The 21,524-nt window shown below is 51.6% G+C and carries 19 protein-coding genes and 1 tRNA gene; 4 read left to right on the top strand and 16 right to left on the bottom strand.

Annotation, left to right across the window (positions count from 1 at the left end; all coding sequences use genetic code 11):
• Positions 1-1,128: 1,128 nt before the first annotated feature.
• The 5 genes from FXY30_RS02835 to FXY30_RS02815 form a co-directional block, all read right to left on the bottom strand.
• On the bottom strand, positions 1,129-1,995 hold the full coding sequence (locus FXY30_RS02835) for a radical SAM protein (protein WP_071705222.1): 867 nt from the start codon (positions 1,993-1,995) through the stop codon (positions 1,129-1,131).
• A gap of 102 nt (positions 1,996-2,097) precedes the next feature.
• A complete protein-coding gene (locus tag FXY30_RS02830; protein WP_071705221.1) occupies positions 2,098-3,324 on the bottom strand; it encodes an MFS transporter in 1,227 nt (408 codons plus the stop codon).
• 78 nt (positions 3,325-3,402) lie between these two features.
• On the bottom strand, positions 3,403-4,356 hold the full coding sequence (locus FXY30_RS02825) for an L-lactate dehydrogenase (protein WP_071705220.1): 954 nt from the start codon (positions 4,354-4,356) through the stop codon (positions 3,403-3,405).
• A 44-nt stretch (positions 4,357-4,400) separates the two neighbouring features.
• A complete protein-coding gene (locus FXY30_RS02820; protein WP_462931560.1) occupies positions 4,401-6,332 on the bottom strand; it encodes a heavy metal translocating P-type ATPase in 1,932 nt (643 codons plus the stop codon).
• Between the two features lie 848 nt (positions 6,333-7,180).
• Positions 7,181-7,399 carry a cation transporter gene (locus tag FXY30_RS02815; protein WP_071705218.1) on the bottom strand — a complete coding sequence of 73 codons (219 nt, stop codon included), beginning with the start codon at positions 7,397-7,399 and terminating at the stop codon, positions 7,181-7,183.
• A gap of 692 nt (positions 7,400-8,091) precedes the next feature.
• Here FXY30_RS02815 and FXY30_RS02810 point away from each other — a divergent pair.
• On the top strand, positions 8,092-8,457 hold the full coding sequence (locus FXY30_RS02810; protein ID WP_071705217.1) for an ArsR/SmtB family transcription factor: 366 nt from the start codon (positions 8,092-8,094) through the stop codon (positions 8,455-8,457).
• A gap of 5 nt (positions 8,458-8,462) precedes the next feature.
• Here FXY30_RS02810 and FXY30_RS07725 read toward each other — a convergent pair whose 3' ends face one another.
• Positions 8,463-9,248: a sensor histidine kinase gene (locus tag FXY30_RS07725; RefSeq protein WP_462931559.1), complete on the bottom strand. Its 786-nt coding sequence runs from the start codon at positions 9,246-9,248 to the stop codon at positions 8,463-8,465.
• A 533-nt stretch (positions 9,249-9,781) separates the two neighbouring features.
• Entirely contained in the window at positions 9,782-10,459 is a 678-nt protein-coding gene (locus FXY30_RS02800; protein ID WP_071705215.1) for a response regulator transcription factor, read from the bottom strand.
• A gap of 103 nt (positions 10,460-10,562) precedes the next feature.
• Here FXY30_RS02800 and FXY30_RS02795 point away from each other — a divergent pair, with 103 nt between their 5' ends.
• The 3 genes from FXY30_RS02795 (at position 10,563) to FXY30_RS02785 (ending at position 12,788) form a co-directional block, all read left to right on the top strand.
• Positions 10,563-10,709 carry a CD1871A family CXXC motif-containing protein gene (locus FXY30_RS02795; protein WP_071705214.1) on the top strand — a complete coding sequence of 49 codons (147 nt, stop codon included), beginning with the start codon at positions 10,563-10,565 and terminating at the stop codon, positions 10,707-10,709.
• Positions 10,702-11,625, top strand: a complete 924-nt coding sequence (locus tag FXY30_RS02790; protein WP_071705213.1) for a 4Fe-4S binding protein — start codon at positions 10,702-10,704, stop codon at positions 11,623-11,625. The genes FXY30_RS02795 and FXY30_RS02790 overlap by 8 nt, the downstream gene beginning before the upstream one ends.
• A 185-nt stretch (positions 11,626-11,810) precedes the next feature.
• Entirely contained in the window at positions 11,811-12,788 is a 978-nt protein-coding gene (locus tag FXY30_RS02785) for a TlpA disulfide reductase family protein (RefSeq protein WP_071705212.1), read from the top strand.
• A gap of 787 nt (positions 12,789-13,575) precedes the next feature.
• Here the strand turns inward: FXY30_RS02785 and FXY30_RS02780 are convergent.
• The 9 genes from FXY30_RS02780 to FXY30_RS02740 form a co-directional block, all read right to left on the bottom strand.
• Positions 13,576-14,067: a mechanosensitive ion channel family protein gene (locus FXY30_RS02780; protein WP_071705211.1), complete on the bottom strand. Its 492-nt coding sequence runs from the start codon at positions 14,065-14,067 to the stop codon at positions 13,576-13,578.
• A gap of 6 nt (positions 14,068-14,073) precedes the next feature.
• Positions 14,074-14,460: a mechanosensitive ion channel family protein gene (locus FXY30_RS02775; RefSeq protein ID WP_071705210.1), complete on the bottom strand. Its 387-nt coding sequence runs from the start codon at positions 14,458-14,460 to the stop codon at positions 14,074-14,076.
• A 139-nt stretch (positions 14,461-14,599) separates the two neighbouring features.
• A complete protein-coding gene (locus tag FXY30_RS02770; RefSeq protein WP_071705209.1) occupies positions 14,600-15,028 on the bottom strand; it encodes a hypothetical protein in 429 nt (142 codons plus the stop codon).
• 295 nt (positions 15,029-15,323) lie between these two features.
• Positions 15,324-17,594: an FtsX-like permease family protein gene (locus FXY30_RS02765; protein WP_071705208.1), complete on the bottom strand. Its 2,271-nt coding sequence runs from the start codon at positions 17,592-17,594 to the stop codon at positions 15,324-15,326.
• On the bottom strand, positions 17,594-18,289 hold the full coding sequence (locus FXY30_RS02760; RefSeq protein WP_071706073.1) for an ABC transporter ATP-binding protein: 696 nt from the start codon (positions 18,287-18,289) through the stop codon (positions 17,594-17,596). Before FXY30_RS02760 ends, FXY30_RS02765 begins: the two co-directional genes overlap by 1 nt.
• Positions 18,290-18,378: 89 nt before the next feature.
• A complete protein-coding gene (locus FXY30_RS02755) occupies positions 18,379-18,870 on the bottom strand; it encodes a hotdog domain-containing protein (RefSeq protein ID WP_071706072.1) in 492 nt (163 codons plus the stop codon).
• Between the two features lie 290 nt (positions 18,871-19,160).
• Positions 19,161-19,246: transfer RNA gene (locus tag FXY30_RS02750), tRNA-Ser, on the bottom strand.
• Between the two features lie 68 nt (positions 19,247-19,314).
• The gene (locus tag FXY30_RS02745; protein WP_071705207.1) at positions 19,315-20,013 is read right to left on the bottom strand and encodes a hypothetical protein; all 699 of its coding nucleotides are present in this window, start codon (positions 20,011-20,013) and stop codon (positions 19,315-19,317) included.
• Complete coding sequence (locus FXY30_RS02740; RefSeq protein WP_162272150.1) at positions 20,010-21,371, bottom strand: MurT ligase domain-containing protein; 1,362 nt, start codon at positions 21,369-21,371, stop codon at positions 20,010-20,012. The genes FXY30_RS02745 and FXY30_RS02740 overlap by 4 nt, the downstream gene beginning before the upstream one ends.
• Between the last annotated feature and the right edge of the window lie 153 nt (positions 21,372-21,524).

Below are 21,524 nucleotides of genomic sequence, written 5' to 3'. Positions count from 1 at the left end.
CTACAGGATCACAGGCGAGTGTAGAGTGGTTTCGCCTTTTCAGCAATTTCACTCTACAGGATCACAGGCGGGCGTAGAGTGGTTTCGTCATTTCAGCGATTCCACTCTACAAGATGAGACGCGGATGTAGAGTGGTTTCGCTTTTTTTGAAATTCCACTCTACCGGATGACGAGCAGCTGTAGAGTTGTTTCCACTTTTCCGCAATTTAACTCTACAGAGGTGCGAACAAGTGTAGAGTGGTTTCGTCTTTTTTGAAATTCCACTCTACAGAGGCGCGACCAAGCGTAGAGGGGTTTTGCCTTTTCAGCCACTCCACTCTACAAGATAAGGAGCCGGCCTGCGGCCGGCAATTTAAAAACGCCGCCGAAGGCGGCTCCACTTTTGTAAACGCGCTGCCAATGGCAGTTCCGGCGGCGCTCCACCATTTTACAGGCTATGCGTTTCCGAGATGGTGGCAATTAGCCGAAATCGCAGTTTAGCCACCATCGTTTGTGTCCTCTGGGATGGTGGCGGTTGGCCGAAATCACGTTTCCCCCACCATCATTTGCACCCTCATCGATGGTGGTGGTTGGCCGAAATCGCACTTCCACCACCATCATTTGTGTCCTCGGCGATGGTGGCGGTTGGCTGAAATCGCACTGCCACCACCATCGCTAGCGCCCTCCGTGATGGTGGTGGTTGGCCGAAATCGCACTTCCACCACCATCATTTGCGTCCTCGGCGATGGTGGCGGTTCGCCGAAATCGCACTTCCACCACCATCGTTTGCATCCTTAGCGATGGTGGCGGTTCTCCGATATCGCGTCTCCCCCACCATCATTTGCGTCCTCGGCGTTGGTGGCGGTTCTCCGAAATCGCAGTTTAGCCACCATCATTTGTGTCCTCGGGGATGATGGCGGTTCGCCGAAATCGCAGTTTAGCCACCATCGCGGCAAAGCATTATCGGAAGGAGCCGGCCTGCGGCCGGCGATTTAAAAACGCCGCCGAAGGCGGCTCCACTTTTGTAAACGCGCCGCCAATGGCGGTTCAAGCGGCGCTCCTCCTGCAAACTGTGCCGCCAACGGTGCTCCAAATATCATGCCAAGCACACAGACGGCAGTCCTACACATCTCTTGGCACAATCCGATTTTAAATGTCCCGCCAAGCACGCGGACGGTAGGCTTGCCAGCGACGTGCCTCTTCGATTTGCTGCAGCATGTGGGCGCGATCCCGATTAAAAGTGCCGCCGACGGGCACGGGGTTGGAGGCATGATTGGAGCGAAAGATTGTGCCTTCGCTATCCACCTTTTCAATGAAACGCTTCATTTCATCCAAAATCTCCTCATCGCTGAGAAGCTTAAAGCGACCTTCTTTCACGTCATCGTAGAGAGGAGCACCTGGACTCAGGTGTAAGCTCAAAAAGGAAGCATAGGCGGGCTTGGACAGGCTGATTGCCTTTGCGCTTTCGTTAATATGCAGTTCGCTTAATTCCTGTTCGCCCAATCCGAAAATGAGCGTCACGGAAGAGTCGATGCCATTGCGCTTTGCCTTCAAAACGGCCTCCACATAATCTGCCTGCGTCTGCCTTTTATCGATGCGTTGCAGGATTTCATCAGATCCGCTTTCCAGACCCAGATAAATCATCGTCAAGCCCAGTGCGCGCAGCTGTTGCAAGTCCGCATCGCTTTTGGCCAGCACATCCCGGACCGTTGCATAGGCCGTTGCTCGCTCGAGGTAGGGAAAGTGACGGTGCGCCGTTTCCAGGATCTCGACAAGGCGCGGCGTGGGCATCACTAAGGCATCGCCATCCGCAAGAAAAATGCGACGAAGCGCCGGCCAATGCATCGCCACTTCCGCAATGTCCGCCAAAATATCCTCCTGGGGACGCATGAAAAACGAATCCTTTTTATACATGGAACAGAAACGGCAGGTATTTTGTGCGCATCCCACCGTGCATTGCAAAATGAACGAAGACGCCTCCGAGGGAGGCCGATAAACATCACCAATATACTGCATTGCATCTCCTTTCCGGAATCGAAGCGGACGGACATCGCCCAAGCGAACGGGCATCGTGGAGGCAGACATCACCCAGACAAACATCCCCGAGGCAAGCGGGCTTCACCGCACCGCGGTTGCGCGCACCACGCGCCGATGCATAAATCCCATCAATGCCAACAGAAGGAACACATAAAGCGGCAGCAGTGCGACAGATACGCTCCGGGCAAGCATCCCGAATAGCGGCGGCAAAAAGCAGGAACCCACATAGGCGCAAGCCATTTGCATGCCGATCATGGCCTGGGAACGCTCTTCTCCGAAATGTGCCGGTGTAGAATGAATAATGCCCGGATAAATCGGTGCACAACCCAGTCCCATCAGTATCAGCCCGATCAACGCGAGCATCGGAGGTAACGATGCCGCAGGATTTGCCCAAAGCATACCACAAAACAGGCTCATTCCCAGAAAGACAAGGCCAAGGCCAATGGTCAGAAGACCACCGCGAATGAGCGCGTCGTCATCAAAGCGCAGGGAAAGAAAGCCGGAAGCGGCACGACCGCCGGTAATGCCGAGATAAAACAATCCGGCGAAACCGGCCGCTACTTTGGGATCCACGCCAATAGCCAAGGAAAGAAAGCTGCTCGCCCAAAGGCCAACCGTCGCTTCCAGCGCGCTATAGCAAAAGAAGCACAGCAAAATCGCTTTGGCCCCCGGAAGAGAAAGAATGGCGGAAAGCCCGGAGGCCGGTGCAGATTTTTCCTTCGATGTGGCCCCCACAGACGTAGCTGCCGCACGCGGTCCTTCCGCTTTTTTCCACAACGGCAACGTGAAAAGCAAAACGGCGCTCAAAACGACCTGAATGGCACCGACACTGCGATAGCCGCTTGCCCATCCCCATCCGTGCGTAAGGCAAAGGCCCATCAGGTACGGCCCGAGCGACGCACCAATGCCCCACATGCAGTGCAGCCAGTTCATATGCCGACTCTCGTAATGCAGGGCGACATAGTTGTTTAAAGCGGCATCCACGCTGCCTGCGCCGAGTCCGTAGGGAATGGCCCAAACACAAAGTTGTATAAAAGAGGTGGAAAAGGAAAAACCGAACAGTGCAATGGCCGTGAGGGACACGCTAAACGCGGTAATGCGCCCCGTTCCGAAGCGACGATGTAAGCGGTCGCTGAGCAGACTGGAAACAATGGTCCCAGCGGAAATAATCATCGAGATCACACCGGCGTAGGAAATCGGAACGCCGAGGCTCGGATACAGACTCGGCCAGGCGGCGCCGAGCAAGGCATCCAGAAGGCCGAGACTGATAAAAGCAAAGTAAATAAGAACCAGAAGAAGTTGCAGCAAGAAGACTCCTTTCGGGGTAGATGCACGACCCGTCACTGTTTTCGACGGGTCATGCGTTTCCTAACGACCCCTTGCGTACTATAATCCGGCGGAGCGTGCGACTTCCTTCAATGCGTTGGCCGAAGCAAGCAGTTTTTCCTGTTCTTCGTCATTCAAAACCAGGGGCACATGAACCCCTGCGCCCTCTTCTCCGACTATGACCGGCATGCTTAAACAAATGCCGTCAATGCCGTATTCACCGTGCATCATCGTGGACACCGGCAAAATGGAGCGCTCGTTCATAACGATGGCTTTGCAAATGCGAACGACCGACATCGCAATGCCGTAATACGTCGCGTGTTTTTTAGCAATAATTTCATAGGCGCTGTTACGCACCTCATCGGCAATACGTTCCATCGCTTCATCATGCGAGAAATGACCGCGCATCTCACAAAAATCGTTCAGGGGAATGCCGGAAACGTTGGTACTGCTCCATGCAACCATTTCGCTATCCCCATGCTCACCGATAATAAAGGAATGCACGCTTCGGCTGTCCACGTCGAGATGTTCACCAAGTGCCGTCTTTAAGCGCGCCGTATCCAGCACGGTTCCGGATCCGATCACACGCTGTTCGGGAAGACCGCTCAGCTCCAACGCTGCCAACGTCAGAATGTCTACGGGATTGGACACCACCAGCAAAATACCGCCATAGTTGCGTTTCTTAAACTCCGGCAAAATGCTTTGAAAAATACGGATGTTCTTGTTGACCAAGTCCAAACGTGTCTCTCCCGGCTTTTGCGCAGCGCCTGCCGTTACCACGACAATGGCCGCATCCATGATATCCGCATAATCGGCAGCGTACACCTTCACCTGCCCGACAAAAGGAACACCGTGAGAAATGTCCAGCGCCTCGCCTTCCGCCTTTTCCCGGTTCACGTCCACCAACGCAATTTCCGAAAATAATCCGCTTTGCATCAACGCAAAAGCGGACGACGAGCCGACAAAGCCACACCCGACAACAGCGACTTTTCGATTATCCACTCGGTGAGTCATTCTTTCCTCCTAATCTATCTCTACATCAGCCTTTTTCGCAAACCTTAGCGCACCGACAGGGCTGAAACCGTATCGTCCCCGCCAACGCGCAGACACCGCATCGCATTGAGGACTGCCAGTATCATGACGCCCACGTCCGCGAAAATGGCAAGATACATGCCGGCAAGGCCGAGCGCGCCCAACGACAGACAGACGAACTTAACGGCCAGAGCGAAAACGATGTTCTGCTTTACGATACCCAAACAATGGCGGGAAATGCGCATCGCCTGCGCAATTTTCATGGGATCGTCATCCATTAGGACGACATCCGCCGCTTCGATGGCGGCATCGGAGCCCATCGCGCCCATGGCAATGCCGATGTCCGCCAGTGCCAGCACCGGCGCATCGTTGATGCCGTCACCGACAAAGGCGAGCTGCTCGCCCTTTCGCTTCGTTTGCAGAAGACGCTCCACATTTTCCACCTTGCCGTCCGGAAGAAGTTCACTCACCACCTCGTCAATGCCAAGTTTTTGCGCAATTTCCTGCGCCACTTTATCGCTGTCGCCCGTGAGCATGACCATATGATGGATGCCGACGGATTTCAGCGCCCGGATGGCTTTCGGTGCGGATGGCTTGAGTCGATCGGAAATGACGATATGCCCGGCATATTCGCCGTCCAGCGCCATGTGGATGATGGTGCCTGTCATGTGGCAATTTTGATACTCCACGCCCAGATGCTCCATCAGTTTATCGTTGCCGGCGGCCACTTCGATGCCGTCGACCCGCGCCAGAACGCCTTTTCCGCTGAGTTCCCGAATATTGGTCACACGATCCGTGTCAATTTTCTTGCCGTAGGCGCGCAACAAGCTCTTGCTGATGGGATGCGAAGAAGCGCTCTCTGCAAGCGCGGCCAGTTCAATGAGCCGTTCCTCTTCACAAATAGCATGATGCAGTGCATTGACTTCAAAGACGCCCTGCGTGAGCGTTCCCGTTTTATCCATTACAAGAATGCCGGTTTTGGACAGCATTTCCAAGTAATTGGAACCTTTAACGAGTATCCCAGCGCGGCTTGCTCCGCCGATGCCGGCAAAGAAACTCAGCGGAATGCTGATGACCAGTGCGCAGGGACAGCTGATGACAAGAAAAGTCAAAGCACGGTAAATCCACACCATCCATGCGGCCGGAAGGTGCAGGAAAAACAGGCGCACCAACGGCGGCAGAACGGCAAGCGCCAAGGCGGCGCCGCACACCGCCGGAGTGTAGACGCGGGCAAAGCGCGAGATGAATTCTTCGGATTGCGCTTTGCGGGAACTGGCGTTTTCCACCAGATCCAAAATTTTCGATACGGTGGATTGTTCAAATTCCTTGGTTGTGCGAATCGTAAGCACGCCGGTCATGCTGAGGCAACCGCTGAGGACTTCTTCTCCCTCGTGCACATCCCGGGGCAAGCTCTCGCCGGTCAGTGCAGCGGTGTTCAGGCTTGACGTGCCTTCCATAACCACACCGTCCAGAGGAATCTTTTCGCCCGGATGCACCATAATGTGACTTCCTACCGGTACCTCATCCGGATCCACTTTGATCCACTCGCCGTCGCGCTCGATGCGGGCATAGTCGGGACGAATATCCATCAGGGCGCTGATGTTGCGGCGGCTTTTTCCCACAGCATAGCGCTGAAACCATTCGCCGATCTGATAAAACAGCATGACGGCAATGGCTTCCAGATAATCGCCATCTTCGATTATGGCTAAGGTCATCGCACCGATGGTTGCCACCGCCATCAGGAAATTTTCGTCAAACAAGCGTTTGTTGCGCATACCCTGCAAAGCTTTTTGCAAAATGTCGTAGCCGATGATGCCGTAATCCACCACATAAAGGGCGAGGCGCAGGCCCCTGCCTGCACCGGAAAACAAAGACGCATCGAGCGTTGCAAAGGTCTCAGCAGGCAGCAGCTCCAGCACAAAAAGCAGCACGGCGCTGGCCAGGATACGTTTGAGCATGATGCGTTGCTTTTTCGGCATGTCGTCCGGCTTTCTTTTCGCCCGGACGAGCAGGGCGCACGCCATGATGATAACGACCAAGAGCAAAATGCTCGTGATGATTTCTCCCATATTGTTTCCTTTCTATAGTGGGGGGGGTGGAATGGATTGCCGGGCGCACAAAACAGAATGTGCGCCGCTCAAATGCCGTTGGCGGCGCAGTTTCCAGAAGGAACGCCGCCTCCGGCGGCGATTCCCATCCGCCGGCCGCAGGCCGGCTCCTTCTTTTTATGCGACAACAGGAGGCTGCAACAGGCGGCTTCAACAGGTGCCGTTTTCCACGTTTCGTGATTTTGGGCTCCTGTAGTCTCGTAATTTTCCTGCGCTTGAGGATCCCTTATTTGCGGTTTGTCCTTTTGGGCTCCCGGATGGCCATGCGTTTTGCCCGCAAAAGGAGCCTTTTTTACGTTTTTCCTTGTTTGGGCTCCCGGGCGGCCATGATTTTGGCCCTTAAAAGGAGCCCTAATTACCTTTTGCCTTTTTTGGGCTCCTCTCTTCCGGCTTGGCAGCGACAAAAAAGGAGCCCCTTTCCCCATTTTTCTATTTTGGACGCCTTAATCGCCACAATCTCGCTACACTTGAGGAGCCCTTTCTCGCTTTTTTCCTCTTTAGGCTCCTAAAACTGAGTTTGTTAGCGACAGAGCAGGGGCCTTATTTTGCGTTTTGTCTTTTTGGGCTCCTGAAACCGGTTTTTGCAACAACGGGGCAGGAGCCTTTTTTTGTTTTTTCCCATTTTGGGCTCCAAAAAAGTGGCTCCTGCCCGATCGCAAAAAAGCACGCGGCAAATCGGTCGTGTTTACCGATTCGCCTCAATACTCGATCGAGCAATCCGGCTCAATTTTTTTACACGCCTTGTACACTTCGTCCATTACATCATTTGCATCGGCGCCGTCTGCAAAATGCACGGTCATCTTTTGCATCATAAAATTCACATTCGCTTTTTCCACGCCCGACGTTTTGTTCGCCGCTTCTTCCATTAAATTGGCGCAATTTGCGCAATCAACTTCAATCGCATACGTTTTTTTCATGGTTTTCTCCTTTTGTAATGTTTATTGATGCATTTTTTTTATGATGAATTATGTCGCTTACCGATTGGCGGTGTGCTTCATCAGCATCCTTACGATTCGACGATTAAGCACTTGTTTAATCGTTATGTCTACATTATAATTTTCAGTGAACGAAAAGTCAATAGCGTCTTATGCCAGCAAGAACGATCGAGGTGTGTCCCTTGTTACACAATTCGTGTTTTTCGGACACAACTTGAGGCTCTTGGCGCGAAAATTGTGTCCCTATTCTCGCATTTTGCGTTTTCTCGGACACAAATAAAGCCTACTTGCGGCAAATACTGTGCCCCTATTCTCGCATTTTGCGTTTTTCGGACACAAAAGGCAGCTGCTATACAGCGAAACTGTGTCCCTATTCTCGCATTTTGCGTTTTCTCGGACACAAAATGCAGCTGCCGTACAGCGAAACTGTGTCCCTATTTTCGTACTTTACGTTTTTCGGACATAAAAGGCGCCAATGCACTACAAAAACTGTGTCCCTGTTCTCACATTTCTACTTTTTCGGACACGATCGGACACAAAAAGTACCATTTCACAACAAATAGGCCGAAAATAAACCTCAGCAAGCCAAATAAGGCCTCAGCAAATCGTACAGAACGTCAACAAGCCGTACAGAACGATAAAGAGTAAAATAAAGCGACAGAAAAGAGGTCTTTATGGAAAACAAAACCATGCCCAAGCATCCGCCGGCGCCGCCGGAGCCGGATCGTATCAAGCGTCAACTGCAGATTGTGAGCGATTTTCAAATTGTGTCGGATATTTTTAAGCAGCTGGGAGACACGACGCGCATCCGCATTTTTTGGCTTTTATGCCACCATGAGGAATGTGTGCAGGATATTTCCGCGCTGCTTGAAATGTCCAGCCCCGCCATTTCGCACCATTTGCGACCCTTGCGCAACAGCAATCTGGTAGTCAGTCGCCGGGAAGGAAAAGAAGTGTACTATCGGGCGGCCGATAATGCGCAAAGTCAGCTGCTGCATCAGATGATTGAACAGGTGATGGAGATCGCCTGCCCGAAATAAAAATCTCACGACGAAAATGGCAACGTCACGCGGAGAATCGTTCCGGCCGAGGAACTTTCGACGACACGAAGAGTGCCATTGTGCAATTTCACAATTTCACCCGCAAGAGCGAGGCCTAAACCGACGCCTCCCTGCTGACGGCTACGGGACGAATCCAAACGGTAAAATGGCTGAAAAATGGTCTCCCATTCCTCTTCGGGAATGCCGAGGCCCGTATCCGTAAGAGTAACAACAACGCCTGACTCGAGTGCACCATCGGTGCGTCTCGAGGCGTTATCCGGTGCCGAAACAGCAACGCTGCGCACAGCAGAATCGCTAACACCTTCGTTGCCATCCAGCGAAGCAACCGAGAGCGAAACGCTTCCGCCGGGACGATTGTACTTGATGGCATTTTCCGTAAGGTTGAAAAACAGACGGGACAGCAGACGGTCGCTGGCAAGAAGAGAAACGTCGTCGCCACCGAAAGAGAGCGACACTTGCTTCTGTTCGGCAAGCGGTGTAAGATCCGCCACAATTTCTTCCAACATTGGCAAAATCGAAACGTGATCCGTGCGCGGAACATGGCGAGCGCTGCTCATTTCCAACAGAATCGTCACTGTTTCCGATAAACGCTCTGTCTGCTCGCGAAGAGAAGTGATGAGCTGCGTCAACTCCTTGTCTGTATCTGGATGCTCTTCGGCAAAGGCGTCCAAGCGCATTTGCAAAAGGGCAAGCGGGGTGCGCAATTCATGCGCGGCGTTGCCGGTAAACTGACGCTGCGCCGCAAAGGCAACATGCAGGCGGTCCAACATATCGTTAAACGAATCCGCAATGGAGCGAAACTCGGCCAGTGTATCCGTACTGACATGCATATTCTCGAGATTGGTCAGCTGCACCTTCTCAATTTGCCGAGAAAAGTCTTCCAGCGGACGCAGCGCATGCCCACTCACAAAGTAGGCGATGATTCCGCTAAGAATGGTCACACCGGCCGTCACATACCAACTCGTGAGCGTAAACTGCGCCTGCGCTTCATCAATAATAATCGTCAGATTTTGCTCGCGGCGCATGTCCTGCGGAGGAAAGGATTCCGACGGTGTTTCCCGTGATATGGAATCCGATGCCGAACCCGGCAACGAGTCTGGCGATACACCCGGTGTCTCCGTCGCTGAATCGCCCGGCGCGACATCTTCCGAATCCAGGTGCAATTCAAACGCTTCAATATTTTTCCCAATCTCTTCCATGCGGCGCAGGCCGGAACCGCTCAGCAAGATCATCATGGTTATGCAGCTTATGGCAATGAGAAGCGACGTCATCAAAGCGATGCGCCACTGTAAAGAACGACGAATCATGGTGTGGGTTCCTCCAAAAGATAGCCTTCTCCAATGCGATTGCGCACCGGATCATAGCCCAACGCCGCGCGCAACTTCTTGCGCAAGGCGCTGATATGTACACGAATGGCATTACTGAAGCTGTCCACGCTGCCATCCCAGACATGCTCCATCAGCTCTTCCTGGCTGATCGGACGACCGGGATGCATTAACAAATATTCCAAAATACCGCTCTCCTTTTTCGTGAGGGCGATCACCTGCTCGCCGACCGTTGTCGTGCGCGTGCGCGTATCAAAAGTCAGTGCACCAAAGCGCAGACAGACTTCCTGCTGAATAAAATCCCGGCGCAAGAGACTGCGCACGCGGGCTGCCAGTTCCTCCAGATGAAAGGGCTTCGACAAATAATCATTCGCTCCGGCATCCAAGCCGTGCACTTTATCCGCAATTTCACTGCGTGCGGAAAGAATCAAGACCGGTGTTTGCAAATCTTCCGCACGAATGGTGCGCAAAACGGTCATGCCGTCGACCTTGGGCAAATTCAAATCCAAAAGTACTAAATCGTACGGATCCAGCGAAACGGCCTCGATAGCCGCTTCCCCATCCGCACAGATATCCACGCTATATCCTTGCCGGCGCAGGCTTTTTGCAATGCTGTCGCTTAAAAATGGCTCATCTTCCACAAGTAATAAACGCATACTTTCCTCCGTTTCGGATGCAGTATAGCATACGATCTCTTCTTAACACCATCTTTATATCCCTTCTGCTATCCTGATTCTCGTCAACAAGAAAGGAGTCGCCATGAAGACAAAAAAACGAAGCATCACCCAGATCGCCCTGCTCGTCGCCGCCGTGGGCATGATCATCGTGGGCGCTATGCGCGGTGAGGTACAGACCGTTCTCGCCAAAGCCATCCGTCTGTGCATGGAGTGTGTGGGCATTGGCTGATCCGAAGAAAAGCAAATCCCGGTTACTTTCCCGCTTTCGCGGATGGGGGCAGGCAGGCGCGACGCTGCTGACTAATATCCATCTGCCGAATTTTTTCACCGGGACGCTCTATCAGGGAAACGGGAAAATGGTCTGTGTGCCGGGGCTCAACTGCTATTCCTGCCCGGCCGCATCCGGGGCTTGTCCCATCGGGTCGTTTCAGGCCGTCGTCGGATCCTCGAAGTTCCGCTTTTCCTACTACATCACGGGCATTCTCATTTTGCTCGGCGTGCTTCTCGGACGCTTCATCTGCGGTTTCCTTTGCCCCTTCGGATGGTTTCAGGAATTGCTACATAAAATTCCGACGAAGAAGTTCTCAACAAAGCGCCTTCGTCCCCTGACCTTCCTGAAATACATCATCCTGGTGGTCATGGTCTTTCTGTTGCCGCTTTTAGTGGTCAACGAGATCGGACTGGGTGAGCCATTCTTCTGCAAGTACCTGTGTCCGCAGGGAGTGTTGGAAGGTGCCATTCCCCTGTCGCTGGTGAACAGCGGCATCCGGGCGGCGCTGGGCGCCCTGTTCACGTGGAAGCTCGGTATTCTGTTGACCGTCGTCGTTCTGAGCATCCTGTTCTTCCGTCCCTTCTGCAAATGGATCTGTCCGCTGGGCGCGTTCTATGCCCTCTTTAACCGGATCTCCCTCTTGCAAATTCAAGTCGAAGAACACCGTTGCATTTCCTGCGGCAAGTGCGCAAAGGCCTGCAAGATGGACGTCGATGTGTTGAAAACACCGGCTCACACGGAATGCATCCGCTGCGGCATGTGCATCAACGCCTGTCCCACCGGTGCCCTGCATTTCCGCTACGGGCTGGGATGTGGCAAAAAAAGGGTTCCGGAAGCGGCAGAATCCGAAAAGCCGGTCGTTGCGGAAAAGTAACCACTACCGACAGGGCCGAAACGTCAATCGCAGTGAACATGTGCGTTTAGCAAGCGCAATTGTCAATCGCAGTGAACACGCGCCTTCAGCAAGCGCAAACAATGTCGTGTAAAGCAGGCACGGCATTGCATACGAAGAATGGAAGAAAGTATCCGTTAGGAAGAATACCAGTAAAGGAGAATCACATGAATACGAAAAAAGCATCTTTACTCTTGTTAGCAACCGGCCTTGCCCTCAGCTTGGCTGCCTGCGGCGGTAAGAAACCTGCAGAAAGCAGTCAAACAACCGAAAGCGGCATGAGCGTTCCCGCCGCGGAGGCCGGAAAAACGAGTCCTTCCTCCGAAAAAGGCGGCTCGGAGGTCGATGCGAAACTCGCGGAATTGCACGATCAGGAAAACGCCATTTTCAGCAAAGATCAGGAACTGTGGGATAAGCTCTTCTTATCCGCTAACAAAAATTCCGGCATGATTTCGGATGGTACCAACTACGGCGATTTCCTGTTGCAGACCATTGAGAGCGCAAAGGACAAGTTCACGGAGGCGGAGCTGAAAACCTTGAAAGCCGGCGCGGAGGAAATTCGCGCCATCGAGGAAAAGATTCTCGCCCTGGAAAAAGAAGCGCCGAAGGACAAAAAGGGCGGCAACAGCGGTGCAAAGCAGGGCGCCGCAACGCCGTTCCCCGACTTCACCGGCAAGGATCTCGACGGCAACAACGTCGATTCCGGCATCTTCCGCCAGCATGCCGTCACCGTCATCAATTTCTGGTTTAGCACCTGCAATCCCTGCGTCGGCGAACTGGGCGATTTGGATGCGCTGCATAAACAATTGAAGGACAAAGACGGCATTGTCGTCGGCGTAAACTCTTTCACGCTGGATGGTAACAAAGATGCCATTGCGGAAGCCAAATCCATTTTGCAAAAGAAAAACGCCACGTATCCGAATATCACCTTTGCTTCGGACAGCGAGGCCGGCAAGTTTGTGAAGAACATCATGGCGTTCCCGACCACCGTCGTGGTGGACCGCGACGGAAACATCGTCGGCGATCCCATCCTCGGCTCCGTTGCCGAAGGAAGCGGCAAAAAAGCCTTGGAAGAGCGCATTGAGCAGGCTTTGAAAAACGATGCAAATAAAGACGCCGCGTATAAGGAGAACACGAAAAAGTAAAGGCACCTTGACTCTCGGGGTACCGAACAACAGTTACGACGAAGCGACGGGCATGCCCGTCGCTTCCTTTTTGATTGCAGGCGGAGTTTTGATTGCAGGCGGAGTCGCTTCGGATGGGCGAGATGTCAATATTATGTTGATACCAAGAACCGACGCACCCTGACGAATGGCTGAATTAAGAGATTGTCAGGGTTGGCGTCCCTGACGAAGGGCTAAATTGAGAAGTTGTCAGGGTTCACTCCCCTGACGAAGGATCAATTTGCGTAAATGTCAGTGGCTAACGTACCCTGATGAATTGCTAAATTACGCTGTTGTCAGGGCCGGCACCCCTGACGAAGAGTCAATTCGCATAAATGCCAGGGTCCGACGTACCCTGACGCCTTGCTAAATTGAGAGATTGTCAGGGTACGTGCCCCTGACGAAAGGGCTGAAACGAGAAGTTATCAGGGTCCGCGCCCCTGACGAAAGGGAAATATCGCGTTAAAACAGGGTCCGATGTACCCTGACAAATTGCTGAAACGAGAAGTTGTCAGGGCTCGCACCCCTGGCGAAGGGGAAATATCGCGTTAAAACAGGGCCCGGCGCGCCCTGACAAATTGCTAAATCGAGATCTTATCAGGGCAGGCGCCCCTGACGAAGGGTCAATTCGCGTAAATCCCAGTATCCAACACACGCCGAACATCCCTAGCACACCGCAAAAATGCACATCAGACAGGGTCACCCCAGCGGTGCGCCGCTGGAACTGCCGTTGGCGGCGCGGTTTTAGAGGAAATGCCTTGCCAGCAGCCTACTTCAGCAGACGAATGTACTGCGGCGAAGGGAACGTGAAGCCATTGGCGAGTAGCGCATCGTACAGGGCATTTTCCATGATCATTTTGTTTTTGCCAATTTCATCATAAGCGGTAAAGAATTGAATATAGATGCGAACACCGTTGGGATCAAGGGTTGCGCGGATTTTGGGCTTGGCATCCCCGCTCATGGCGCCGACTGCATTTTCAAAATGCTGCATTTCCTCTTCGTCGTAGTCGGCGATGATATTCTGATATTTCTCATAGGCGACTTTCCCGGCAATTTCCAAGGCTTTTTGACGATCCTCTTTCCCGTCAATGAGAACAAAGACGTCCTGCATCACAAACGGATCATCCCGGTTGTAGTTAAATACTGCCTCTTGAAAAATGAAGCGGTTTGGAAACGACACATAACGGCCCGTTGGCGTCATGCAATCCACCAAGGCGCCCATTTCCGCCATATTGAATTGAATAAAATCAATATCAATCACTTCGCCTTAAATTCCCTGAATTTCCACCAGATCCCCCACGGCAAATGGACGGCGCAGAAAAATATAAATAAAGGCAAAAATATCCATGATGAGGTCTTTCAACGCGAGAACGAGTAGTGCCAGTCCGATGCCCACGATGAGGCCGACGGATTTTGCGCGGGAAAACCAAACATAAAGCACCAAGTAAATCGTCAAAAGCACGGTAAAGAAACGTGTCGCCGAGAGAATCCGGTGCCGGCGCTTCTCGTCTTTTACTACTCCATCGAGACATTTTGCCACCAAAAGCCGCACCACAAAGATGGCCAAAAAAATCAACACTGAGACTGCTATTTTTTCCAAAAAGGAATGTTGATCATCTCCGATATCCCGTAAATATTCAAAATATTGTTGCATCCTTCTCTCCCTTCACAAACGAACAAAGCAAGCGATACTGCTCTTTAGCTGATTAAGAGAGAGAAGGAAAGGCAAAAGTGTCGGATGGGACGGATACCCTGCCTTACCGCATCACAGCACAAATATTTTGCTTCAAGCCTCACTTCGCGAGCAGCGAACAGAAGGTCGCAATCTCCTCCTTTTGATTTTTTATACTTGCCGTGACGGGATTTCGGGACATCAGGGACAGTTTTATTTTTTCTTGGCCGACCTGCAAAATAACTGTCGATTTTCCGGGAAGGAAGGAGTGCTTGACCTGTACCTGGTCAATTTCATCTAAAGGGAGCGCCAACTCGCCCTGCCGTTGGGAAATGGACACGGTTCCCATCAGAGCCATCACCAAATGTTTTTCCGTTACGCCAAGGTACGTGCATACATTATTTAGCGTGGCCATTTTGCCGAGAATGAAACGTTCCAGGCTCGAACCACCAAGAAGCAGGCCCCATATCTGTACCTGATAGGTCTCCCCTTCCGGCAACAGTTCCGCAAGGTTTTTGTGCATATCCTCTTCATTCAAAAACAGTGTCATTACGTTCCCCTTTCCTGAACTTTCCTGCCGTCTGGGTATCTTCCGATCATCCCTGCGCTTTCCGATCATCGGTTTGCTAACCGGCAGTCTATCGATCAACAATATGGAAGTGCCTGAAGGCATTTTACTACAGATCTGGAGCAATTACTGTGCATTTCCATAAAAAGGGCGTAAAAACTGGTAAAGAGTGTGCTTGGCGCTGTTATGTCATCCACTGCCTGTCTGACGGTGCAACGTTTCCCGGTGGTTTCCTTCTTCACCGGGGCATCCCTCCCGCCGAATTACTTTATCCGAACTACACCTCCTTTAAAGTCTCCGTCATGCTGATTTTCGCAATCTTTCGCTTCTGCAAGGCCTGCACCAGGAAGAAAAGCACGGCTCCGGTAACACTCACCAGAAAATAGATTTGCATGGGCACATGCGGATCCATGTACGAATCGAGCTTAGCGAGAGCGGCAGTCAACAAGATCGCCAATAGGAAACGTAAAAGGAAGGGCAGCACCAAAAGAAAGAGCCCAAGAAGAATGCCGGTGGCGCGCAGATAAATACCGGTCGTTTCGGCATCGGTATAGCCGAAGATTTTAAGATACGCAATCTCTGTCTTCGCCTTGTCCACAATAGCTTTGGACAGGAAGTCGATGAAGATAAAGTAGAACAGAACCGCGATGATCACGATGGGACCGATGATCTGTCCGAACGTATCCAGAAAATGATCCGACGCTTTTCCCACGGTATCCAGGTCGATACAGGAAACCACCGAGGCCGGATCCAGGGACAGCTTATGTTCCGAATAGTAACCGGAAAAGGCGTCCTTATCATAGCCCATGACGGCATTGAAGGCGGCAAGCGGCATATAGGCCGAGAGCGTCACCGCCTGCCGGCGCATGGCACGAATGCAGAACGTATAGGTTTTTCCCGTGTAGGGATTCACCACCGTGATGTTGTCCCCTTCCACAAGGCCGAAGCGCTTCATCAACCCCTCCGAAGCCTGAATTTCTTTGTCCCGAAGCGGATCAATCGCCTGCGCATCGAAGTAACGGCTATCGGGCGCCACACCATAAAGGGCAAAGGGATGCACGTCGCCGTTGATGGAAAGATCAAAGGCGGCATAGCCGAATTTTTCCGCCTCTTCATCCGCTGCGTCAAGAACCGTTCCCGGACGGACAAATGTCTGCACTTTTGCTGGAAACTCCTTTTGCATCAGATCGGCATGGCGTTCAAAAATGGGACGCATGCCGAGTCCGTAACAGAGAAAAATGCTGGAAAGCGTAACGCCGAAAAGCAGAACCAGGACATTCAGCTTGTTGTTAAACAGCACCTTCAGACGATACCGGGAAAGAAAACGCAGCCTGGAAAAGAAGGCGAAGCGGGACAAGCGCATCTTGGAAACGCGCGGTTTGCGTCCCAATTCATGGCGCAGAAAACGGAGCGGACGCAGGCGCAGCTTGGTCATTAACATCAGAAATTGGATGAGCGTGACGATGACGGCCGGAATCACCGTTGTCAATAGAAACGCGCGTGCGTTAAACAGCGGATGAAACACGGGAAGCGAAAACGAATCATAGTACAGATTCATATACAGTTTATAGCCTACCGTATATGTGATGAGATTGCCCAGAACAGCAGCCGAAAGTACGGCAACGGTCGGCAATAGCATATAATGGACAATCAACTCCCGACGGGTATAGCCCGATGCCATCAGAGTTCCGATGGCGCTTGCTTCCGATAGTATCTGATTGCGTGTCTGCATGGTGAACACAAAGGCAATGGACGCCACGGCTAAGATCAGAACCATACGCATCATGGGGACATCGCCTCCCATGTCGTCCATCATATAGGAGATGCGCTTGTTTTGCGCTTGGGTCATGGCTTCCGTCAAGATGTTGTCTTCATAAACGGTTTTCGTGAGCTCTTTGAGTGTGTCATTGGCTTCTTTCTTCGTGGCGGAAGTCTTGTTTTCACGATAGGAATAATTGTACTGCAAGCTCTGCTGCGGAAAACGCAAAAGGCCGTCTTCGCTGACGATGCCGACGCCGAAATTTTTTGTATCCATTACCAAGTCGGATCGAGTATGCAACATGGCAATATAATCGGGAAGCACCACCGTGCCCACCAAGCGCATGGAACGTCCGCTGATGGTGATGTCCCGGCCCAGGGCATAGGCATGTTCCCGCACATAGTTAACGTCGAGCGCCACTTCGTCCTCTTTTTCGGGCAAACGCCCCGCAATCACATCGGGAACGTTGCTTTTCCGGCGTACGGCATAAAGTTGCAAATCCGCGTCCCCGTCCTTTGCCTCAATATAGTAGTTTTTCTCTAGCTGTACGCCCTTTTCTTCCACACGTTTCCACGTCGCATCGCTCAGCGGCGAAAGCGTCGTAAAGCGGCCGTCCTCCACGTGGGAGCGATCCATAAAATCATAATAGAGACGTTCCACCGATCCCTGCACCAGGAAAAACGCGGAGCAAAAAATAATCGTGATCAACAGCAGCAGAAAAAGCGGCACATAATGGGCCGGCTGATGAAGCAGCATCCGAGGGATGCGCTTGTTCATCGGATTTCGCATTACCAGCTCACCTCCTCCGCCGTAATCGGCTGCAGATTCGGTGCTACTTCCAGCACCGCGCCGTTATGCAGGCGAATGGTGGTGTCACACATCCGGGCGATCTGCGTATTATGCGTGGCAATAATAATAATGGGATGATACTTCTCTTTCAGCGTTTCAATGAGGCGCAACACGTCTTTTGCACTTTCGTAATCCAAGGCACCGGTGGGTTCGTCGCACAGCAAAAGCGAAGGATTCTTGACAATGGCGCGTCCGATGGAGGTTCTCTGCGCCTGTCCTCCGGAAATCTGATTGGGATATTTATGCGTCTGGTCGCGCAGCCCCAGCGTGTCGATGGTCTCGTCGACGTTTAGCGGATTGGTGGACAGATACGCGCCTACCTCGATGTTCTCCTTTACATTCAAATTGCTGATCAAATTATAAAATTGGAAAACAAAGCCGACGTGATGACGGCGATACTGTTCCAATTCCTTTTTCCCTGCCTTATGCAGGGCAACGTCGGAAACCGTCACCTCTCCCTCATCAATATCCTCAATGCCGCCGAGAATATTCAGCAATGTCGACTTTCCCGACCCGGACGGTCCCACCACACATACGACTTCTCCGTCCGCAATGGTTAAGTCGATGTTTTTTAGGACCTCCACCCGGTTTTCCCCTTCTCCATAAAACTTATGTAAATTGCGTATCGTAATCATTTTTTCCTCCATGAAGGTGCAGTAGTTAGTTATAGCTAACACTTTCCTCTTGTACTCTACTGCAAAGTAAAAACGTACGCAAGCGAAACTTACATATTGTCCTTGACGCCGACGGCCACCATGCGCGCTTTGGCACGCACCACGCCGCCCGCTTCCATTTCCATCGCCACGATCACTTTGCGCTCGCCGATTTCCTCCACCATAGCGGTGACCGTGACTTCCTCTTCCATCGGCACCGGCTTCTTAAAATCCACTTCTAGATGCGCGGTAATAAACCGGCCGATCACGGTATCCGCCGTCAAGGTAAGTCCCTTCTTGCGATGCGCAAACCACGCCGCCGAGGCTGTGCCGTGACAGTCGAAAATCATCGCAATCATCCCGCCGAAAAGATTGGCCGGTACGCCGCCGGTAAACTGTTTGGAGGGCGTCACGTGACACACGCACTGCTCGCCGTCCTCGCTCGGATAGGATTTTAAGTGCATCCCTTCTTCATTTTTCGGCCCGCATCCCCAGCAATGCTGGAAGCGCTTGCCGTACGTGTCCTGAATGGCGATGGACTTCGCCTTGTTATTTTCCACCATGGTCTTCTCCATTTCGTTCTTTTCCCTGTTCTCTAACCATTTTCCAATCTTTTCCCATTGTAGCATGGAATGGTTCGTACGGATGTCATTGCCTTTGCGCTTTTGCATGCCGGCTATGAGCAGGATATTCTGGACAATGGATATCTGCACGCACGTCACGAAGCGTAGAAAAAACATCGTGGGATCGCGGCTGCGCCGCTCTTGGGGGCCCTGGCGATCTTACCCGGGTTCGAATCCCTGCCGTTTTCAAGAATAAAAAAGAAGGGCACTTCGGCCCTTCTTTTTTATTACGGAGAAGGTGGGATTCGAACCCACGTGTCCCGAAGGACAAACTGATTTCGAGTCAGCCCCGTTATGACCACTTCGATACTTCTCCGCACAATCGGTACCTGACAATTCTACACGAAGCGGCAAAGAACCGCAAGTCCGGTGTGGATCGATTCGTTAGGATAATTTAAAATCAGTCTTCAACAAATTCAATTTATTCTTGTACGCCTCTTCCGCTTCCTTTTCGAATGGAAGGGGCTTGTCCATGCCGAAATACGAGAACAAACGCCGGGCAAGAGGAGGATTCGTCACCAGCATCACGCCCAGCGCATCAATTAAAAACGCATTCTTATAGCGATAGCCACCCAAATTCGTATCCTGATTGAAGCCTTTTCCGGTCTTGGACGTATAGATTGCGCAGGATTCATTACCATAATATTGACTGAACCCCATGCGCTCGCCAATCACTTCCTGTCCAGCCCAATCGGCAACGAACAGCTCTGAATAGCGCTTCGTGTAATCTCGCACAGCGGTATAGCTGAACAGGGAAAGCGTCGGTTCCTCCCCCTCCTCGACGACCTCAAGCGAGCGACCAAGAATATCCAGCGCATTATTAATGGACACAAAAAGGACACCCTCTTCAATACGCTCTTTGAGCTTGTCGCGGTAGGGCATCAGCTCCTTTGTCACCCGCGCTAAATTGGACTCCTGCATGGGGCCAAGCAGAATCGCATCTACCGGGCTTGTCGTAAAATACGGCACCTCACCGAAGGACGTTTCGTGGATGGCCTCTTCCGAAAACATCCGTTTCAAATACTCCACATTCGCCTTTTCGCCGAAAATATAGAATTCATCATATAGCACTTCAATTTTCATGACCGCTCCATTCGTTCCTTCAGGATCGTCTTCTCAAACTTTTGAGCAATCGTCGTCCAAGGCGGACCAAAATCATGCAAGAGGTAAATATCTTTTACACTCGGATCCAAAATAGAATTGATGTCCTCTACACGATCAACAACCACAATCTTCTCCGGCGGTACCCCATCCAATAAACAGCTGAGTTTGATCTCATAGGTATTGCGAGAGCGCAGAATGATAAAATGCGATACCGTCTCATCCAGATAGTCAAAATCGACGGCAAAAAGCCAACCCGGCGTGCGCATGGGCGTCTTCTTTTCCCAATAATCCTCAATAATCCAGATGATTTCCTTGCGGTTCGGATTCTTGCGAATGGCATCCAGGTTTCTCGTGACGGCGATCGGGTTATAGCCCTTCGTGACGATGCTGTAAAAATGCAAGTCTGCATGATGGGATTCCTGATGGCGTTCCTTCGTCAATTCAATTTGCGCCATGGCGGAAGAAATCTGTTCATAGGAATAACCATTTTCCCGCAAGGTTGCATAGGCCGCAATTTGGTTATACATGCTCTCGATCGAGCTTCCGAGCGCATGAAGCGTAACCTTTTGGTCATGATCCTGCACATACAGGATGCGTTTTTCCCGATCCGCATCATAGACGAAGTAGGTCGCCTCCGGATTGGAAAAGTTTCCGCAATCGCAGTGATAATGGCCCAGATGATGATAGCGCTTGAATGTCCAGTGCACTTTTTCGCCGCAATGCGGGCAATAGATTAAATCCTGAATTTTGGAATCCAGACATTGCGTTTCAAACGATAGCGGTAAAACATCAAAATACACGCGTTCATTGTCGGGACGAATGTACGCCGAAATCGCATCGGAGGCATTTAAAATGAGCTTGACATCTTTCGGAATGCCGAAGGATAACCGTTTTTTGATGTATCCGGTATTTGCGTTCCGTTCAAACGAGTCCTGAAAGAGATTGGTAATAGTGAAGGTGCTCGGCTTTAGGAAATCGCAAATGCGATAGGTGCTTAATTCATCCACCTCAAATACGCCGACCTTCGGCTGTGTATTCTTCAAAGAAGCGGAATCCAGCAAGGCCCCTAAAACACCATGTTCCAAATTGGCGCCATGAAAATTGGAGCAAACTTTGCCTTCCATGAGACGGACGCTATCCGCTAAAATATTGACCGTCGTTGTTTTTCCATTCGTGCCGGATACACATATGTTTTTTTCCGGTTTGGAAATTTTGTATTTGGCATCCGGCTCCAACCGGGCAATCAGCCGGCCGGTAAAATCGGATCCCTCTTTCCCGGCAAGGTTTGCCGCTTTTTTTATCGCTTTCCCCAAAAGTAAGGTCAGTGTGTTATTCATATGGATGATACCCTCGCAAATGCCGAATTTTAGCCTAAATACGTGAAGGACATTATATTGAACACGAACAAAGATGTCAATTTGCTCGCATCGCTTGCATTCCGATTCCTTCCCTATGGAGGTTGAAAACCGCAAGCCCGAAAAAGAATTTCC

Source organism: Murdochiella vaginalis (assembly GCF_902381775.1).
Classification (GTDB): domain Bacteria; phylum Bacillota; class Clostridia; order Tissierellales; family Peptoniphilaceae; genus Murdochiella; species Murdochiella vaginalis.
Note: the sequence above shows the minus strand (reverse complement) of the source record. Positions and strands in the feature narration are given on the sequence as shown.

Excerpts from the sequence above, each read along its gene's own strand:
- FXY30_RS02835 (WP_071705222.1), bottom strand. The coding sequence starts at position 1,995 with ATGCAGTATATTGGTGATGTTTATCGGCCTCCCTCGGAGGCGTCTTCG.
- FXY30_RS02825 (WP_071705220.1), bottom strand. The coding sequence starts at position 4,356 with ATGACTCACCGAGTGGATAATCGAAAAGTCGCTGTTGTCGGGTGTGGC.
- FXY30_RS02820 (WP_462931560.1), bottom strand. The coding sequence starts at position 6,332 with ATGCTCAAACGTATCCTGGCCAGCGCCGTGCTGCTTTTTGTGCTGGAG.
- FXY30_RS02815 (WP_071705218.1), bottom strand. The coding sequence starts at position 7,399 with ATGAAAAAAACGTATGCGATTGAAGTTGATTGCGCAAATTGCGCCAAT.
- FXY30_RS02810 (WP_071705217.1), top strand. The coding sequence starts at position 8,092 with ATGGAAAACAAAACCATGCCCAAGCATCCGCCGGCGCCGCCGGAGCCG.
- FXY30_RS07725 (WP_462931559.1), bottom strand. The coding sequence starts at position 9,248 with ATGTTGGACCGCCTGCATGTTGCCTTTGCGGCGCAGCGTCAGTTTACC.
- FXY30_RS02800 (WP_071705215.1), bottom strand. The coding sequence starts at position 10,459 with ATGCGTTTATTACTTGTGGAAGATGAGCCATTTTTAAGCGACAGCATT.
- FXY30_RS02795 (WP_071705214.1), top strand. The coding sequence starts at position 10,563 with ATGAAGACAAAAAAACGAAGCATCACCCAGATCGCCCTGCTCGTCGCC.
- FXY30_RS02785 (WP_071705212.1), top strand. The coding sequence starts at position 11,811 with ATGAATACGAAAAAAGCATCTTTACTCTTGTTAGCAACCGGCCTTGCC.
- FXY30_RS02775 (WP_071705210.1), bottom strand. The coding sequence starts at position 14,460 with ATGCAACAATATTTTGAATATTTACGGGATATCGGAGATGATCAACAT.
- FXY30_RS02770 (WP_071705209.1), bottom strand. The coding sequence starts at position 15,028 with ATGACACTGTTTTTGAATGAAGAGGATATGCACAAAAACCTTGCGGAA.
- FXY30_RS02765 (WP_071705208.1), bottom strand. The coding sequence starts at position 17,594 with ATGCGAAATCCGATGAACAAGCGCATCCCTCGGATGCTGCTTCATCAG.
- FXY30_RS02760 (WP_071706073.1), bottom strand. The coding sequence starts at position 18,289 with ATGATTACGATACGCAATTTACATAAGTTTTATGGAGAAGGGGAAAAC.
- FXY30_RS02755 (WP_071706072.1), bottom strand. The coding sequence starts at position 18,870 with ATGGTGGAAAATAACAAGGCGAAGTCCATCGCCATTCAGGACACGTAC.
- FXY30_RS02745 (WP_071705207.1), bottom strand. The coding sequence starts at position 20,013 with ATGAAAATTGAAGTGCTATATGATGAATTCTATATTTTCGGCGAAAAG.
- FXY30_RS02740 (WP_162272150.1), bottom strand. The coding sequence starts at position 21,371 with ATGAATAACACACTGACCTTACTTTTGGGGAAAGCGATAAAAAAAGCG.